This is a genomic window from Pseudoalteromonas shioyasakiensis (assembly GCF_022398475.1).
In the GTDB taxonomy this organism is placed as follows: domain Bacteria; phylum Pseudomonadota; class Gammaproteobacteria; order Enterobacterales; family Alteromonadaceae; genus Pseudoalteromonas.
Window position 1 is genome coordinate 1 of record NZ_JAKEVM010000096.1, and the last position, 17,415, is coordinate 17,415.

Genomic DNA, 17,415 nt, shown 5'->3' on the forward strand with positions numbered 1-17,415 from the left:
TGTTAGCACAATATTAATAATGTTTATACTCGCTTATAAAAGAACCCTCCTTATAGTAAACCCTGTGTTTCATCTAGGATCGATTTTATCGGGAGTTGTTAAGAATCACAGGATGTGGGACAAAGCATTTAACCGAAGTAAAACATTGATTGAAGTTACTGAACCTCCATCAAATCATAACTATCAAAAAATACAATACCTGAGCATTTTTCCCAATTGGTCAAGGCCAACTATTGATGGTATTAAACACAGCATCCTTTTAGCAAGGGCATTTAAAGCTAAAGGTGACCTTGAAGTGTGTGAACAAGCGCTTTCTACAATACTAAATATCAACATTGATTACATTTCAACCAAAGGAAATACTTTCTTTACTGTAAATCCATTTATAGATAATCCTTTATCTTCAGATCCCATAATCAACTACACACTTGAAGAAGTGCGACAAAATATCAACATTGGCACCACAACTAATGATGAGCAGTTTGTTATGCAAAACATAAGGTTATTACATAGCTTAGCTTTAGCTTACTATCATATTGACTATTCTGATGAAAGAGCCTCCAAATGGCATTCTCATTTAGCTACAGGCTACATTACAAGTGCGATTGATGAGCAATGTATACCTAATAAGCTAGTTGATGTTACATTGGAGTCGATCAGGCTACTAGGCAACATAGCACAAGTTGAACTGGTTAAAGGTGATATTGAAAATATAAGGACTATTAGTAATAAAATATCGACTTACGCTTCTATCGGAGCAATAAATGAAAAATTTCGATGCATTACACAGGTGGGTATTGAACAGATATCGAAGTTGATGTTTAAAGTTATTACATCAGGAGATTATGATATTAAGATATCCTCAAAGGTGTTAACTGAGGACATTGCTCAAGTAGCAAAATTTTATATCAAGTCACCTGAGGTCCCTTTTTCAAATTATAAGAGTCAATGTTTAGGAGACTACTTCGCTGGTACATCTCAAACCAGTTTTCTACAATTACTAACTAATTTATGTAATCACATATCCGATCAAGATAATGATCCTGATGAAAAAGTAAAAGAGACAATATCTAGAATTAGTCAGTGGGCCTCTGAATCATATATTGATATTAAAGACTTATTTATTGAAAGTTTACAGAACAAATCTTCATTCACTTGTGACCTAATTCACTGGCTAGAACACGTTGTTAAATGCTTATTGTTTGTCTCACAATCTCGTCATACAAGTGATCATGATAAAGACGAGTTACTTAAATCAATCAATTGGCTCACTCACATATTTAGTTGGGTTCCCAATGAAGAAGACGCAGTTAGATGTGCAGAGTCTTATCAAATGACTGACGTTATTTTTAGTATTGTTTGTGAAGCCTATAAATTCGGTATGCATGACACCGTTACGGAATTAAAGCCACTACTGTTATCTTGGGGGAAGAAAGCAAGCTTCAAAGGCAAGGGCTGGCAAACATTAGAACGAGCAATTTCAGGGTATCTAATATTGGATCTGCTTGAAAACATTGAACCTGAAGTGACATCAAAGAACATACTAAAACTTTTTGAAGGCAATAGCGCTCTGAATAATGCAACTAAAGCTAGATTGTTGACACATCTAAATAAGCAATCAAACGATTATGATCGTAATCTCTATTCTTATTCACAAATTGAATATTCAATGTCTCAAGTAGATTCTCAAAAATTGACAGATAATTTACATTCAATAATTGAACAGCTTTCGAAGTAGCTAATCAGATTTAAAAACAGTATTAATTAACTCCTTGTTGCGGCTAAAGCTCAATATATCTTGCGCTTTAAATACTTGTTTTACAAGATTCAACCTCATTGCTGGACTAGTCGGTTTTGGCATTAACTTGCGCTTATCCTTGTATTTTTCTAAGCTGCGTTCATCTGTTAGCTTGAAAAATAGCTCTGCACATAAACTAGCGTCTATAAGACCACCATGAGCTTTACGATTACTTATATCAATACCGTATCTTTTACATGGATTGTCTTGACTAATATTTTTTTCAGAATTGAATTTGAGTTTGGTCAACTCCATCTCACAAGTAATTTCAGACCAAATGTCATTAATTGAAGACGGGTAGTTAATTCGATTTAGCTCACTATTTATGAACTGGATATCGAATGAAGCATTGTAAATAGCGAGGTGAGCATCCTTTATGAAGTCTTCTGCTACCTTTTTAAAAGTCGGTTTTCCTATTAATTCTTCACCAGAGATTTTGTGAACTTTAAAAGCGCCTTTTGTAGATTTTTTACCTTCAGGATTAATCTTCATATTAAACACATGACCTGTTTGCTTACCATCTCTATATTCTATGCCGGCTAGGTCAATGATCCTATGACCACTTTTATGCGGATCTAAGCCTGTAGTTTCTGTGTCTAAGAAGACATATTTCGTCATAATTCCCTATTTAAGAGGAATTATAGGTAATTTGACTGTTTTTTATAATATATATCTGAAACTTAAACGCTAATTGTAGTGTTCTTACTGGTACTTAAGTTGATTTTGTAAGTTTTATCTCTATAAGTGATTGTTTTATTTATAGTGTGGTTGCAAAAAAGCCACTGTTAAGAAACAGTGGCCTCCAAGTTCATTCAGTAGCCCGGCTAAATAGCGCTCTTTTCAGGTTCAAATTCAAAAGCTACTTTTTAGTAATTTGTACGTTACTTTCAAGGCCAATGCCGTTGTCGGTAATGTCTGTGGCAAAATAAACACCGACAGGTTGGTCGCGTAGCGAATCAAGCTCAGCCATTTCTTCATCACTTAATTGACCCGTTGCAGCAATCGTATCAAGCAAAGGTAATAAGATTTTTTGTACGTCGAATGCCATGTTCACAAAGCCATTTTTAGTAACACTTTGCGACTCTAAGGTTTCGGCAATCTGCGCTGACTTATCACCCGTAAAAATCACAATATGATTGCCTTTAAGGGCCATTTTTATATCAAAGTTAAGTGGCACAGGCGATGGAATGTATTCATTGATCAACACTGCATCACCATTGGCTGGTAGTTTTATGTTAGCAAGCGGCGGTACAAAACCTTGCGCAATTGAATACAAACCATGGGCATCAGTCGCCGATAGGGTAACGATGGCATCAAGCTTGTCTATTTGTGGGCCGTTGTAGTCATCAATGGTCAATGCAGCGTCTTGAACGCTGACACTCATGCCTTGTACGCCGTTTGCAAAGCCCGACATCATAGCAAGGCCAGCGGTGCTCACTTCTTGCATTTCATTTTGTAGTGCGACAATTGGGCCACAGTTAAACTCAGCTGATTTAATTGCACCCGTTAATGTGTTGGCTAGCGGCAGGACTTTTGCTACATCAATACCATAAGCAACACTCATCATTTGCCCATCAAGCCCAGTGGTATGTTTTGGTACAAAGCCACGTACGGCTTGTAGCGTATTAAGTAAGTCTTGATCTGTGCTTTGCAGTACTGCTTTTACGTCAAAGTCGGCGTAGTCGGCTGTAATACGTGTTTTTGTTGTGCCTGATACAGTCGCAGGCCATTTAGCGGCAATGGCAGCAATATCATCTTGGCACTCAGGAGTTGAAATCATTGCTAACGCATTTGCTTGCTGGGCTTTATCAAGTAGCTCTTTGAGCATCTGGTGTAAGCGAGAGTCTTCTTTGCCTGTTACAGCATTGGCGATACGTTGATGATCAACAAAGCCAACCGAGTTGCCATCAAGTGAGAAAGTTTTAATAAGCTCAGGCAGTTTTTTAGTCTCAGCCAGTGATTGAGCCGGTTTTTCTACGCCAAGGGCAATACGTAAATCTTGTTCATTAGAAAGCGCAGTGGTCAGCGTTAAGGTAGCCCAATTGTTGTGAGTTGATGCAATTAGGTTGAAGTTATCTAAGCCTTCAAGCTCAATGGCAAAGCGTGTGTAGCTTACGCCTTCAAGGCTTTCAGTTGTATACGCAATACCGGCTTCATCAGCAGATTGTTTAATGCTATTGATAATGCTGCTTTGATCAGCGACCTGAAAGCGCACAATCGGCATTAAACCTTGTGCGTACATCATGCCTTTGTAGTCATCACCAAAGCCCCAAATCGATTTGAAGGCATCGTAAGAGCTCAGTGATTGTTGGTATTTTTCCATCAGTGATGCAAGGAATAGGGCATTCTTATCATCAACAGTTTTAAGCTCAGCAATGATGGGCGTTAAATCGCTAGTACCTTTCATTGCATCTGGCATAAGCGCAAAATACTTGCTATACGGAAAGGGTTTAAGTTGACCATAAAAAACTGCCGTATCGGCAGGTACGTAGGCTAGCTCTGGTAAATCTACATCAACACTGGCTTTATTTTGTGAGTACAACAACGCACCTGCAACAATGGCAATCGCGCCCCCAGCAAGAAGCTTATTATTCATAGGATGAATTCCTTTTTCTTTAATTAGTTAAAAAACATACCATGAAATTTAAGCACTCTCCACTAGAGTGCTTAATAGATTTGTAAGCAATTATGAGCTGTTATAAAAGATCTTCGGCGCTAGGTAATGATGCAAATGCACCATAACGGCTTACAGCAAAAGCGCCGGCCTTCGCTGCGTAAGCAATGGTTTGTTCGATATTATCTGGAGTTTGACAAAACGCTTTAAAGCTTTGTTTGTTTTCACAGTGCTGACCAATCTTTGACAGCATGCCGCCAATGAACGCATCGCCTGCGGCTGTGGTATCAACCACTTTTGTAGCTGGTGGGCTAACTTGGCCTTTAAAGTCTGCGTGGTAAAAGCTGATTGCTTCGCCGCCATTAGTAACTAGCAAACAGGTTACACCCGCCTTTAAAATGGCATCAATAGTATGCTCAAGAGGCATTTCTTGATGGCTTTTTTGATTTAAAAACTCAAGCTCTTCAAATGACAGTTTTACGATATCTGCCAGAGAAATAACATGCCACATTCTATCTAGAGTATGGCGCATACTTGGCCATAGGTTTTCGCGCAAATTCATATCAAAACTACAAATTGCACCGGCTTTTTTCGCCTGAGTTAAACCATAAATTGTGGTTTGATAGATGTTGTGCTCAGTCAAACTGTTGCTGCATACATGCATGATGGCGTGATTTGCAAACATTGCATGGTCAAAGTCGTCCACTCGATACAGTAAATCAGCGGCTGGTGGGCGATAAAAGCTAAACGAGCGTTCGCCACTGTCATCAAGTGATACAAACGCCAATGCTGTTTTAGCCGCATCGGTGAATGTACAGTACTGGGTGTTTACCGCATGCTGGTCAAGCTCTTGTTTAATAAAGTGACCAAACATATCATCGCCTAACATGCCGCAAAAGCTGGTGTTTAGGCCTAGTTTTGCTGCTGCAACAGCCACATTGGCAGGTGCGCCACCTGCATATTTGGTAAATGACTCTGGTTGTTTACCATCAGATAAAAAGTCGATTAATGCTTCGCCAAAACACACTAAACTCATTATGCATTCCTCAAGGTTAAGGTTCTTAATACTTCGTAGCAGGCACCCATAGTATGGTAGTCGGTTTTACCTGCTGGCGATTTTTCGTCACTGTATGGTTGGTTTTGTGCTGATAAAATGCGATACCACGCACCATATTGGTGATCTACCATATGTTGCCAACTGTACTGCCAAATTTTTTCGTACCACTGCCAATAGCTTTCGTCATTTGTGGCATCAGCGAGTAGGGCAGCTGCGGCTAATGATTCGGCCTGCACCCAAAAGTATTTATCGCTATCACAAATTTGTTTATCTGGTGCAAAGCCATAGAAAATGCCCCCATGTTGCTGATCCCACGCGATGCTTAAGGTTTCATCAAACAGGCTTTTAGCGCGCTTTACCAGCCAAGGTTCATCAATATGGCGGTTTAAAATAAGTAATAGTTTTGCCCACTCAGTTTGATGACCTGGTTGAAATCCCCAAGGTCTAAATAAATGCTGCGGGTCATCTTTGTTGTAATCTAAATCGATTTGCCAATTTTTAGAGTAGTGCTCCCACACCAACTGCTGGCTGTGGGCTGCCAGTTTTACTGTAAAGGTTTCGGCAAGCTCTGTAGCACGTTTTAAATAACGGGTCTCGTTAGTTGCTTCAAAACACATAAGTAAGGCTTCGCATAAATGCATATTGGCATTTTGACCGCGATAGTGATCTGCACAGCTAAAATCGGCATTTTGCTCATCTAAATAGGCATTATGCTGTGATTCAAAGTAGTGCTGCTCTAATAAATCCCATACCTGCGAAATGGTATTTTTGCAGTCATTCACCCCTGCTTTTAAAGCAACCGCGTTTGCAAGCATTACAAAAGCGAGCCCATAACAATGGTTGGTGTCGTCTAACACAGTGACTTTGCCGTTATTACCTTGCTCAATAAGCCAAGCATAACCACCAGATGCTTGTTTATGCGCATGTTCAAGGTGGGCTAAACCATGTTTAGTGAGGCTTAAATATTCTGGATCTTTAAACTCGATATACGCCATAGCGTAATTAAACACAAAGCGGGTGCTCGACACTAAATGGCGAGTGTGTTTATCGTAAACCGCGCCATTATTTTTAAAGAACTGATAAAAGCCCGCTAAGCCATGGGCTGAATGATCAACACAATGGGGGTGATAAAAAGCAAGAGTATCTTGGATATGCTGCTTAAGAAAATCAGGGCTTTTAAAGTCAACTGTGGCCATGCGTTATTAATAAATCTGTGTTCATCTTGCAACTATAGCAGGAAATAAAAATATTGGAACGTTCCTAGTAAATCTTTGTGCTATTTTTACTTCAATGTGTAGAATCAAAGGTAACTTGTTAACGGAGTGAAAACCACGTGAGTGAAATAAATACAAACCAATCGTTTGTCGCCGATGGTTCGCAGCAAAATAAAAACTACCTGCTACCACTGACAGCAATGACAACCTTGTTCTTTTTATGGGGTTTCATTACAGTTTTAAATGACGTGTTGATCCCGCGCTTAAAAGGGGTATTCGATTTAACCTACACAGAGGCAATGCTGGTTCAGTTTTGTTTCTTTGGTGCTTACTTTATTGTTTCGCTACCTGCGGGTATGTTGGTTAAAAAAATGGGCTACAAAAATGGCGTACTAACTGGCTTAGTCGTGGCATCAATTGGCTGTATGTTATTTTACCCAGCGGTTGTAGTACATGAGTACTGGTTATTCTTAGGTGCGTTATTTGTACTAGCCGCTGGTATTACCGTATTACAGGTATCTGCTAACCCGTATGTTGTGGCGTTAGGTCCTGAAAAAACGGCGTCATCACGTTTAAATTTAGCTCAAGCACTTAACTCACTAGGTACCACTGTTGGTCCATATGTGGGTGGTATTTTATTCTTTGGTACAGCAGGCACATTAGCTGCAAACGCAGCAACTGCAGAATCTGTAAAAGTGCCTTACCTTATGCTTGCAGCAGCACTACTGACCATTGCTGTAGTATTTGCTTTCTTTAAATTACCTGTGATTGCAGAGCATACAGAAGAGCAAGACTGTAAAGCGAAAGGCCACAGCCTAGCTGAAGCGCCTCATTTAATGATGGGTGTTATAGGTATCTTCTGTTACGTAGGTGCAGAGGTTTCAATTGGTAGCTTCTTAGTTAACTATTTTGGCGAAGAACACATCGCTGGCCTTGAAGAGCATGCGGCTGCAAGCCTAATTGCTTATTACTGGGGCGGTGCAATGGTGGGTCGTTTCATTGGCTCTGCAGCACTTCAAAAGATTGCGCCTTCAAAAGCGTTATTCTTTAATGCCATGATGGTTATTGTATTGCTGTTAGTGACTATATTCACTGAAGGTGATGTCGCGCTTTACTCAGTACTTGCAATTGGTTTATTCAACTCAATTATGTTCCCGACTATTTTCTCTGTTGCTATTGAAGGTTTAGGCTCACTAACTAGTAAAGGTTCGGGTTGGTTATGTTTAGCAATCGTTGGTGGTGCCTTAGTACCATTAGTACAAGGTGTAGTCGCTGATACAGTAAACATCCAACAAAGCTTCTTCGTACCAGTGATTTGTTATGCATTTATCGCTTGGTATGGCTTAAATGTTGTACGTTTAGCTGATAGCTGGAAAAAACGCATCGGCTAAAAATAACAATTAATAAAAACCCCGCACTGAGTTGCGGGGTTTTTTTGTGCCATTTTTTTGCTATACCGAAAAAACTAGATGACAAAATGATTTAATGAATACGTATTCAGGGACGGTTTAAGTAATAATTAATAGGAACGTTCCAATTGGTTTTTGCTGCTTTTTTATTAATGTGACTTAAGAAGTGGAATTGGCTGCCGTTAACAAAGTAATTGAATTTCAAAGAAAGCGTACTTTAATAAAAGGAACGTTTTTCTAGTTTTAGCTTAATTTTATAAGACAAAGAGCTTTAAATTTGTTAAATATAATGAGGCTAACAACGAAAAAAATAACAAACAGGTTTGTCATGCAAAGCACTCTTAAATTTACCACCAAGGTAACTGTGGCTGCATCACTGGTTTTAGTGATAGTGCTCGGTTTATTCACCATTAATAACTTCATCTCTATGCGCAGCCAAACGCAGGAGCAGCTTTCGCTCGTTCTTCAAGAGATTTCTCAGTCAGTGTCGCAAAACATAGCTAACTGGTTAAATGCTAAATTAGCGATTGTTTCGTCAGTTGCTGATACCTATCAACTTGGTGATAGCAAAGAGCTTACACTTACGCAGCTGAACACAGCCGACAAAGCGGGGAGTTTTAAGAATACCTACATTGGCATCACGGATGGCACCTTTGTATTGAATGACCAATCTGTTGTCTTACCGCCAGACTACGATGCAACAACACGCCCGTGGTACAAGCTTGTTGAAAACAAAACAAACACTGCCTTTACTGCTCCTTATATTGACGTAACCACCAATGAACTGACTATTTCAGCTGTAGCGCCTATGCAAGCCAACGGTGTGTTTAGTGGGGTTGCAGGTGCCGACATCGACATGAAAACCATTACTAAAATCGTCAACGAAATTGACTTTTTAGGCTTTGGTTATGGTTTTTTACTAGATAGTGAAGGCCGCATTTTAAGCCACCCAGAAACTAAATTTAACGACAAAAACATGAGCGACTTATTCGGTAAAAGCTTGTCGTTACAATCTGAGTTTGTTGAAGTACAGGTAGGTGGCTTAGACAAATTGGTATCGTTTACCAAAATCAAAGGAATTCAAAACGTTGATTGGTATTTAGGTGTGGTGATCAACGAAGAAATTGCTTACTCATCAGTTGCCTCATTTAGAAATATGGCGGCTATTTACATGCTAATGGGTATAGTGGCGATTGTATTAATGATGCAGTTTTTACTTCGCTATTTAATGCGTCCAATGCAGCGCTTAAACGATGCAATTAAAGATATTGCGCAAGGTGAGGGGGATTTAACTCGCCGTCTTGAGGTTGAAAACAATGACGAGTTTGGCGAGTTAAGCCATTACTTTAATGCGTTCATCGAGAAAATTCATACATCAATCGAGCAAGTTAAAAATACCACCGTTGAGCTTGAACGCTTAGTTGAGAGTTTAGTTAACCAAACTCAAGGCACGCTCGACATGTATGCTGACCAAACAAAACGTACTGATAACGTGGCAACGGCAATCAATGAACTGACATCGAGTGCGGTAGAAATCTCAAATAGTGCAAGTAATGCGTCAACGTTAGCAACCAGTGCTAACAGCCAATCGTTACAAAGCCAATCTGCATTAGCTGACAACTTATCCGCGATTAATGCTTTATCTCGTAATATGGAGCAGGCGCAAAAAACCATTAATAGTTTAGATGCACACACTGTAAGCATTGGCCAAGTGCTTGAAGTGATCAAAGGTGTGAGTGAACAAACTAACTTGCTCGCTCTTAATGCGGCGATAGAGGCGGCCCGTGCCGGTGAAGCAGGTCGTGGTTTTGCGGTTGTAGCTGACGAAGTACGCCAACTTGCGCACCGTACACAACAATCAACACAAGAAATCGAAGACACCATTTCTCAGTTACAACAAGGTTCTGCGACTGCCGTTGAAGTTATGACGGCCAGTATTCGCGACAGTGAAAAGAGTGTTGAGCAAGCTCATGTAGCAGGCGATAAAATGGCTGAGGTAACCCGTGCCATTGAGTCAATCGATGAGGTGAACCACAGTGTTGCTAATGCCACGACTGAGCAAAACCAAGTGATTCAAAGCCTAGACAGTGATATACACTCAATTAGTGAGCTTTCAAATCAAGGTCAAAGCAATCTTAATAATACATTGAATGAGTGCACTAAATTGAAAGCCCAGTTCTATGAGCTTGAGCAATTGGTACTTAAATTTAAAGTTTAGTTGTTAAGAGACTGCAATTTTGGATCAAAATTGGCTTAATGCCATTACTTTAAACAGTGTCGACACGGCGGATAAACAGCGTCGTGCCTTCACGTTATTTGCCATGGCTTTTTTTGCCATCGTATTAATCACTTCGTTAGTGTTATCTAACTATCAAATTTACGCCTTACCGCTCACTATTATGTTAGTGGTGAGCGATATAACTATTGTGCTGTGCATGCTCTATTACTTTCGCACTGGTGCTTTAGTCTCTGTAAGCTGCATTATTTTATCGATTATTTTGCTTCTCTGTGTGGCCTTGGTGTACACCGGCGGCAAAGAAAACACCGCTTTATATTGGCTCATGTTTTACCCTATTGTGGCTTATGTCACTTTAGGGTTAAAAGTGGGCAGTGTGTTGGTTGGTATTATGTACGCTAGTGCAGTTGCACTGCTGTTTAGCCCCAACTTTGGGCAAGCGCATTACGGGCAAGTTGAAACCTCACGGTTTTTAGCCTCTTTCACTATGGTAATTTTGTTTTCTGGGATCAGTGAATACTTTAGGCAAAAAAGCCATCAAAAAATTGCTGATATTACCTTAATAGAAAAACGCGATGCTTTAACAGACCCACTAACAGGCCTTGCCAATCGTCGTTACATTTATGAGCATATTCAGCCGCGCCTTGAAGCTGAAGCGGCTAATTATTTACCTATGTCGGTATTATTAATTGATTTAGATAACTTTAAATCACTTAACGATACTTATGGTCATGACTTTGGCGATCAGGCATTAATAGCCTTTACCTCTATGCTGCACGATAAATTACGTGGCACAGATATAAAAGCCCGTTATGGCGGCGAAGAGTTTATTATTTTGCTGCCAAAAGCCGGGCTTAACATTGCCCATGCGGTGGCTGAAAAACTGCGTAGTTATGTCGCCGAAAAACAGATCCCTTATGATGTTGGGCAGTCTGTAACCATTACCTGTAGTATTGGCATTGCCAGCCTAGAACGTGGTAGCCAATTTAGTAAAGCGATTAAACAAGCCGACGACAACCTCTATAAAGCCAAAGCGAAAGGGCGTAATGTAGTGGTTTCTGATTTAACTGAGATAAGCTAAATGGCCAAGCTAATTTATGTATACGACCCAATGTGTAGTTGGTGCTGGGGCTACAGAGAAACCTGGTTAAAACTAAAAGCTGCCCTTGGCGATAAACTGGCTATTGAATATAAAGTGGGTGGCCTTGCGCCTGATTCAGATGAGCTAATGCCAATAGATATGCAGCAGTTTTTACAGCAAACATGGCAACGTATAGAACAGCAGCTTGGCACTCCATTTAATCATGAGTTTTGGCATACCGCGCAACCACGTCGCTCTACTTACCCTGCATGCCGTGCTGTGCTTGTTGCAAGGCAGCACAATAAAGAATGTGAAATGCTTTACGCCATTCAAAAAGCCTACTACTTAAATGCACAAAATCCATCTGACATCAGCACTCTTGCAAGCCTTGCTGAGCAAATAGGGTTAGAAAAAAACGCATTTATTCACGAAATAGAAAGTGAAAAAATAAATTCATTACTCATGGCCGAAATAAACCAAGCCAGAAGCTTACCTATTCAAGGATTTCCATCTTTAGTCCTTGAAAATAAAGGGCTATACACTGCTATCCCGGTTAATTATCAAGACTGGCAAAGCACTTATCAGCAAATAACATCTCATATTTAGTTCCCGAAACCCTCCAACTTTTGCCTTATCTTTGCGCAATATAAACTAATTGTTACAGCTGTCATATTTTTGTATTTTTTGCGCAACATGCTTGTCATTTTTCATCGTTATCCTTTCGCACAATAAAACAACCCAACTAGCAAATTAAGCTAACTTAACGAGTAAAGGTGTATGCGATGAAAGGCGTTAAACCACTGATTTTAGCAGGTATTGTAGCGGCATCTGCAGCAGTACATGCAAACGATCTAGATAAAGTAATTGATAAAAGCAGCGAGATAAACAAATCTGCAGCGCAATCACAAACTAAAATCGACAAGATTGCAGATTCAATGCAAGGTCGTTTACAACAATTCAAAGCCCTTAATAAAGAAATTGACGGCTTAACTGTTTATAACGCGCAACTTACTAAGCAATTAAATAACCAAATTGCAGAAATGGACGCGTTAAACGAGTCAATGGATCAGGTATCGGTTATCGAGCGTCAAATTACGCCGTTAATGATGCGTATGATCACAGGTCTTGAGCAATTCGTTGCACTAGACGTGCCTTTCTTAACTGAAGAACGTAGCAAGCGTATTGCATCATTAAAAGAAATGATGGATCGCGCAGACATCACTTCAAGTGAAAAATTCCGCCGCTTACTTGAAGCTTACCAAGTAGAAGTTGATTACGGTCGCACTATCGAAGCGTATACATCATTACTGAATGTAGATGGCCAAGAGCGCGAAGTAGATTTCTTACGCATCGGTCGTTTAGAACTTATTTATTTAACACGCGATGGCAAAAAAGCAGGCAGCTGGGATAAAGAAACAAAATCGTTTGTTGAATTACCAGATTCTGCAATCAGCCAAATCAATAAAGGTTTACGCATTGCACGTAAGCAACTTGCCCCAGATATGTTAACACTGCCAGTCCACGCTGCTGAATAAGAGGTTTGAGATGAAATTATTAACGAAAATGACAAAAATGGCCGTGTTTGCAGCTGGCCTTGGTTTTGCTGGTAGCAGCCTAGCGGCTGAGCCAATGGATTTAGACTCATTACTAAAAACATTAGAGCAAGGTAAAGCACAGCAAAGCGCCGAAAATAAACAACGTGAACAAGAGTTCATGGCACGTCAAAACGAACAAGTACAAATGCTTAAAGATACACAAGCAAAACGTACTGCAATGCTTAACGAATCAGAGCGTTTAGAAACTCAGTTTGAAGAAAACGAAGTAAAGCTAGCTAACTTAACAGGCACACTTTCTAACCGCATGGGTTCACTTAAAGAACTATTCGGTGTGTTACAACAAGTTGCGGGCGATTCAAGCAACAAATTCATGACGTCAGTTGTTTCTGCAGAGCTTCCTGGTCGTAGTAACTTCATGGATGAGCTAGCACAAAAAATGGGTTCAACGTCAAAGCTTGCTTCTATCGATGATATCGAAAAAGTTTGGTTTGAATTACAACGCGAAATGACTGAGCAAGGTAAAGTATCTCGCTTTACAACAGATGTAATCGTTGAAGGTGGCAGCAAAGCACAAAAAGAAGTGATGCGTGTTGGTGCATTTAACTTAATCGCAGACGGTAAATACCTTGAGTACACACCGGCTACAAATACAATCAGCCAGCTTACGCGTCAGCCTAGCAGCCGTTACACAGCAACTGCAGCTGATTTACAGCAAGCAAATTCAGGTGTTGTACCGTTCGCACTTGACCCTACAGGTGGTTCAATCTTAGGCCTTTTAGTACAAGCACCAGATACTGAAGAGCAAGTTCACCAAGGTGGTACGGTTGGTTACATCATCTTAGGTGTTGGTTTAATCGCTTTACTAATTGCACTTGAGCGTTTTGTATCTCTGATGATTATGGGTAGCAAAATCCGTCGTCAGCTTAAAGACACAGTGGCACGTGATGACAATCCACTTGGTCGCGTAATGAAAGTGAAAGATCAGTACCCAGATGTAGCGTACGACACGCTTGAGCTTAAATTAAGCGAAGCAATCATTCGTGAAATGCCAAAAATTACTCGTAACCTGACGCTAATTAAGATTATCTCTGTGGTAGCACCACTACTTGGTCTACTAGGTACGGTAACCGGTATGATTAACACCTTCCAAGCAATTACCTTGTTCGGTACAGGTGACCCTAAACTAATGGCGGGTGGTATTTCTCAGGCACTTGTAACAACGGTACTTGGTCTGGTTGTGGCTATCCCAACAGTATTCTTATACACACTTCTTAACACGCGATCTAAAAATATGCTGTTGATTTTACAAGAGCAAAGCGCAGGTATCATCGCAGAGCGAAGCGAGAAAGGAGCATAAATCATGGTGCTATTGATTGATGCAATCAATGCTCTACGTGATTTCCTCGACACAGGTGGCCAAGTTCTCTTGGTCATCGGTGTCCTCATCTTCGCGATGTGGTTATTGATACTTGAGCGTTTTATGTATTTCTTTGGTGGCTTTAAACGCTACAAGAAAGACGTAAAAAGTACTTGGAGCAATAGAGCAGAGCGTAACAGCTGGAACGCAGAGCAAATTCGCCAAGCGATGATTTCACGCGCTGGCATGCAACTAAATAATAACCTTGCGCTAATCAACGTAATGGTTGCGTTATGTCCACTTTTAGGTCTGTTAGGTACCGTAACCGGCATGATCGAAGTATTTGATGTAATGGCAATCACAGGCACAGGCAGTGCACGTTCGATGGCATCAGGGGTGTCTAAAGCCACTATCCCAACAATGGCCGGCATGGTGGGTGCACTTTCAGGGGTTTTCGCATCAACGTTCTTACAACGTCGTGCAAAACGCGAAGTGCAATTACTTGAAGACAACATGGTCTTAGACCACTAAACGAATTTTAGGGTGATGTGAGCATCACCCACTAGGAGACTAACAATGAGAGCGCCACTAGGTAACTTATTTCAAGAAGACGACGCTGAAGAAATCAACATGACGCCAATGCTAGACGTTGTTTTCATCATGCTTATCTTCTTTATCGTAACAGCATCATTCGTAAAAGAAGCCGGTATTGATGTAAACCGTCCTGAAGCGGCAACGGCAGTGAAAAAAGAACGTGCCAACATCTTAGTTGCTATTTCTGACAAAGGTGAAATTTGGATCAACAAACGCCAAGTAGATGTTCGTGCAGTACAAGCAAATATCGAGCGCTTAAAAGCTGAAAATCCACAAGGTAGTGTGGTTATTCAAGCTGATAAGAAAGCCACAACCGATGTACTTATTAAAGTAATGGATGCATCACGTGCTGCAGGCGCATTTGATGTGTCGATTGCTGCGCAAGAAGCATCATAAGGAATGTGAGCGATGCGTTATATAGTTGCATTAATCATCGCTGGTATCGTGACTGTCATGCTGTTTTTAGGCATGCAGGCACTGATCACTGGTGGTGAAGGGGCCATGTCTGAGCCCGTAAAAGGAAACGTACTTGATTTTGTTCGTCTGAAAAAAGAAGAGACAGTGCAAAAGAAAGAACGTAAACCGCAAAAGCCACCAACGCCAAAAGAGCCACCTCCGCCAATGGAATCACCGCAAATGCAAAACAGTGATCCTAACGCGAGCAATGCCAACTTTGACTTTGGTGCCAGTGTTGAAGCCGACGTTAACTTAGCTGGCGGCTTAGCCCTTGAATCAAGCGACGGTGAATACTTACCGATTGTAAAAGTAGCGCCTGTTTATCCGCGCCGAGCTTTATCGCGTGGGATCGAAGGCTATGTGATTGTTGAGTTTACAGTAACCAAGCAAGGCACAGTACGTGACCCGAAAGTTATTAAAGCTGAACCAGAGTCTTTGTTTGACCGCGCTGCGATGGATGCAGCACTTAAATTTAAATATAAACCGCGCGTTGTTAACGGTGAAGCTGTTGAAGTAGCGGGCGTACAGAACAAAATTTCTTTCCAAATTAACGGTTAGAAAAGAGGAATGCGATTATGAAACCTTTAAAAGTTGCCGTGATTTGCGCGGCTGCTTTCACAAGCAGCCTTGTAGTCCCAAGCGTTGTTAGCATGTTACCAGGTGTCACACTGGCAACGGCTTACGCACAAGAACAAAAAACTAAACGAGTACCTGCACTGCGCGAAAAAGTGTATAGCCAATTAGCACGAGCACAAAAGCTGGCTGATGATGGAGATGCAAAAGCAGGGTTAGAAGCTCTTGATAGTATTCAAGAGCGCTCTTCGAGCATGAACTCGTATGAAATTGCCATGATGCATAATTTCTACGGTTTTATTTACTACAACGAAAACGACCTTGATAAAGCAATTGCATCGTTTGAAAAAGTAGTAAACGAAGATGCGATTCCAGAAACATTACGTGTAAGCACCACCTTTAGCTTAGCGCAACTTGCAATGGCTAATAGCGATTACGAAAAGGTAATCAAATATTTAGCACAGTGGGATGTGATTAACGACAAGCCTAAAACAGATGCTTATTATGTATTGAAATCTCAAGCTTATTATCAGCTTAAAGATTACCAAAAAGGCATTGAAAACATTAACCTAGCTATCGCAGAAGCCGACAGCAAAGGTGAAATGCCAAAAGAAAACTGGTTAATCTTACAGCGTGCAATGTACTACTCACTTAATCAGTCTGACAAAGTGGTCGAGGTACTTGAACGTTTAGTTAAGCTTTACAACAAGCCAGAGTATTGGGTTCAGTTAGGCGGAATGTACGGTGAAACGGGCGCAGAGAAAAAGCAATTAGCTATTTTAGAAGCGGCATATCAACAAGGTTTCATGAAATCTAAATCAGATTTACGTCAATTATCACAAGTGTATTTATACAACGGCCTGGCTTTTAAAGCGGCAAATGTTATGAGTAAAGCTATGCAAGACGGTGTCGCTGAAAAATCAGCGAAAAACTATGCCTTTGTTGCAGAAGCGATGGTACAAGCAAAAGAAGCTGAAAAGTCACTTGCTTACTTTGCAAAAGCCGCTGATTTAGTAACGCATGGTCAGTACGAACAACGTATTGCAGAGGTAAGCATTAATCTTGAAAAATACGAAGAAGCAGCGGATGCAGCACGTAAAGCACTAGATAAAGGCGGCTTAGAGTTTGAATCAAATGTGTATGTAGCCCTTGGTATGGCGCAATACAATTTACAAAACTTTGATGCCTCGATTTTAGCGTTTGAACAAGCGGAAAAACACAAAAAGTCGCAGCGTTTAGCTGAGCAATGGATCAAGTATGTGAAGCGTGAAAAAGTGCACGCCGAAACATTACGTACCGCTTTACTCTAAAATGGTATTCAACAGGTAAGCGTACAAAAGAACTAATTTATAATCGCAACACCAAAGCTGCCTTCGGGCGGCTTTTTTCCGTTCCTAAAATTAACTAACTTACTCTTTTTTATATAATTAATATTGTCATTTTATGTTTATTAAAGTGTAACTAGTTTGT

The 17,415-nt window shown here is 40.5% G+C and carries 15 protein-coding genes; 11 read left to right on the forward strand and 4 right to left on the reverse strand.

Going from position 1 to position 17,415, the window contains the following annotated elements:
- Window positions 1–1,738 (forward strand): hypothetical protein (locus L1D51_RS15145; protein ID WP_239964037.1); only part of this gene is annotated, 1,738 nt, incomplete at its 5' end.
- On the opposite strand, the gene L1D51_RS15150 is transcribed toward L1D51_RS15145, so the two are convergent.
- From L1D51_RS15150 to L1D51_RS15165, 4 genes are all read right to left on the reverse strand, one after another.
- Window positions 1,739–2,416 (reverse strand): exonuclease domain-containing protein, encoded by a 678-nt coding sequence (locus L1D51_RS15150; protein WP_239964038.1) that lies wholly within the window; start codon window positions 2,414–2,416, stop codon window positions 1,739–1,741.
- Between the two features lie 241 nt (window positions 2,417–2,657).
- On the reverse strand, window positions 2,658–4,394 hold the full coding sequence (locus L1D51_RS15155; RefSeq protein ID WP_239964039.1) for a hypothetical protein: 1,737 nt from the start codon (window positions 4,392–4,394) through the stop codon (window positions 2,658–2,660).
- A gap of 100 nt (window positions 4,395–4,494) precedes the next feature.
- The gene (locus L1D51_RS15160; protein ID WP_239964040.1) at window positions 4,495–5,448 is read right to left on the reverse strand and encodes a carbohydrate kinase family protein; all 954 of its coding nucleotides are present in this window, start codon (window positions 5,446–5,448) and stop codon (window positions 4,495–4,497) included.
- A complete protein-coding gene (locus L1D51_RS15165) occupies window positions 5,448–6,665 on the reverse strand; it encodes an AGE family epimerase/isomerase (protein WP_239964041.1) in 1,218 nt (405 codons plus the stop codon). The genes L1D51_RS15160 and L1D51_RS15165 overlap by 1 nt, the downstream gene beginning before the upstream one ends.
- 137 nt (window positions 6,666–6,802) lie before the next feature.
- Between L1D51_RS15165 and fucP the strand changes: the two genes are divergently transcribed.
- The 10 genes from fucP to L1D51_RS15215 all read left to right on the forward strand — a co-directional run bounded on the left by fucP (window position 6,803) and on the right by L1D51_RS15215 (window position 17,255).
- Window positions 6,803–8,074: an L-fucose:H+ symporter permease gene (fucP, locus tag L1D51_RS15170; protein ID WP_062565610.1), complete on the forward strand. Its 1,272-nt coding sequence runs from the start codon at window positions 6,803–6,805 to the stop codon at window positions 8,072–8,074.
- Between the two features lie 346 nt (window positions 8,075–8,420).
- A complete protein-coding gene (locus tag L1D51_RS15175) occupies window positions 8,421–10,310 on the forward strand; it encodes a methyl-accepting chemotaxis protein (RefSeq protein WP_054563799.1) in 1,890 nt (629 codons plus the stop codon).
- Between the two features lie 19 nt (window positions 10,311–10,329).
- Window positions 10,330–11,409 carry a diguanylate cyclase gene (locus tag L1D51_RS15180; protein WP_235575516.1) on the forward strand — a complete coding sequence of 360 codons (1,080 nt, stop codon included), beginning with the start codon at window positions 10,330–10,332 and terminating at the stop codon, window positions 11,407–11,409.
- Entirely contained in the window at window positions 11,410–12,015 is a 606-nt protein-coding gene (locus L1D51_RS15185) for a DsbA family protein (protein ID WP_239964042.1), read from the forward strand.
- A gap of 176 nt (window positions 12,016–12,191) precedes the next feature.
- Entirely contained in the window at window positions 12,192–12,944 is a 753-nt protein-coding gene (locus L1D51_RS15190) for a DUF3450 domain-containing protein (RefSeq protein ID WP_054552068.1), read from the forward strand.
- A 10-nt stretch (window positions 12,945–12,954) separates the two neighbouring features.
- Window positions 12,955–14,322 carry a MotA/TolQ/ExbB proton channel family protein gene (locus L1D51_RS15195; protein WP_055021633.1) on the forward strand — a complete coding sequence of 456 codons (1,368 nt, stop codon included), beginning with the start codon at window positions 12,955–12,957 and terminating at the stop codon, window positions 14,320–14,322.
- Window positions 14,323–14,325: 3 nt separating this feature from the next.
- Window positions 14,326–14,853, forward strand: coding sequence for a MotA/TolQ/ExbB proton channel family protein (locus L1D51_RS15200; protein ID WP_054552070.1), 528 nt, complete (start codon window positions 14,326–14,328; stop codon window positions 14,851–14,853).
- Between the two features lie 45 nt (window positions 14,854–14,898).
- Window positions 14,899–15,312: an ExbD/TolR family protein gene (locus L1D51_RS15205; protein WP_036971869.1), complete on the forward strand. Its 414-nt coding sequence runs from the start codon at window positions 14,899–14,901 to the stop codon at window positions 15,310–15,312.
- 12 nt (window positions 15,313–15,324) lie between these two features.
- Window positions 15,325–15,930, forward strand: coding sequence for an energy transducer TonB (locus tag L1D51_RS15210; protein ID WP_054552071.1), 606 nt, complete (start codon window positions 15,325–15,327; stop codon window positions 15,928–15,930).
- Between the two features lie 17 nt (window positions 15,931–15,947).
- Entirely contained in the window at window positions 15,948–17,255 is a 1,308-nt protein-coding gene (locus L1D51_RS15215; RefSeq protein WP_062565604.1) for a tetratricopeptide repeat protein, read from the forward strand.
- Window positions 17,256–17,415 lie beyond the last annotated feature (160 nt).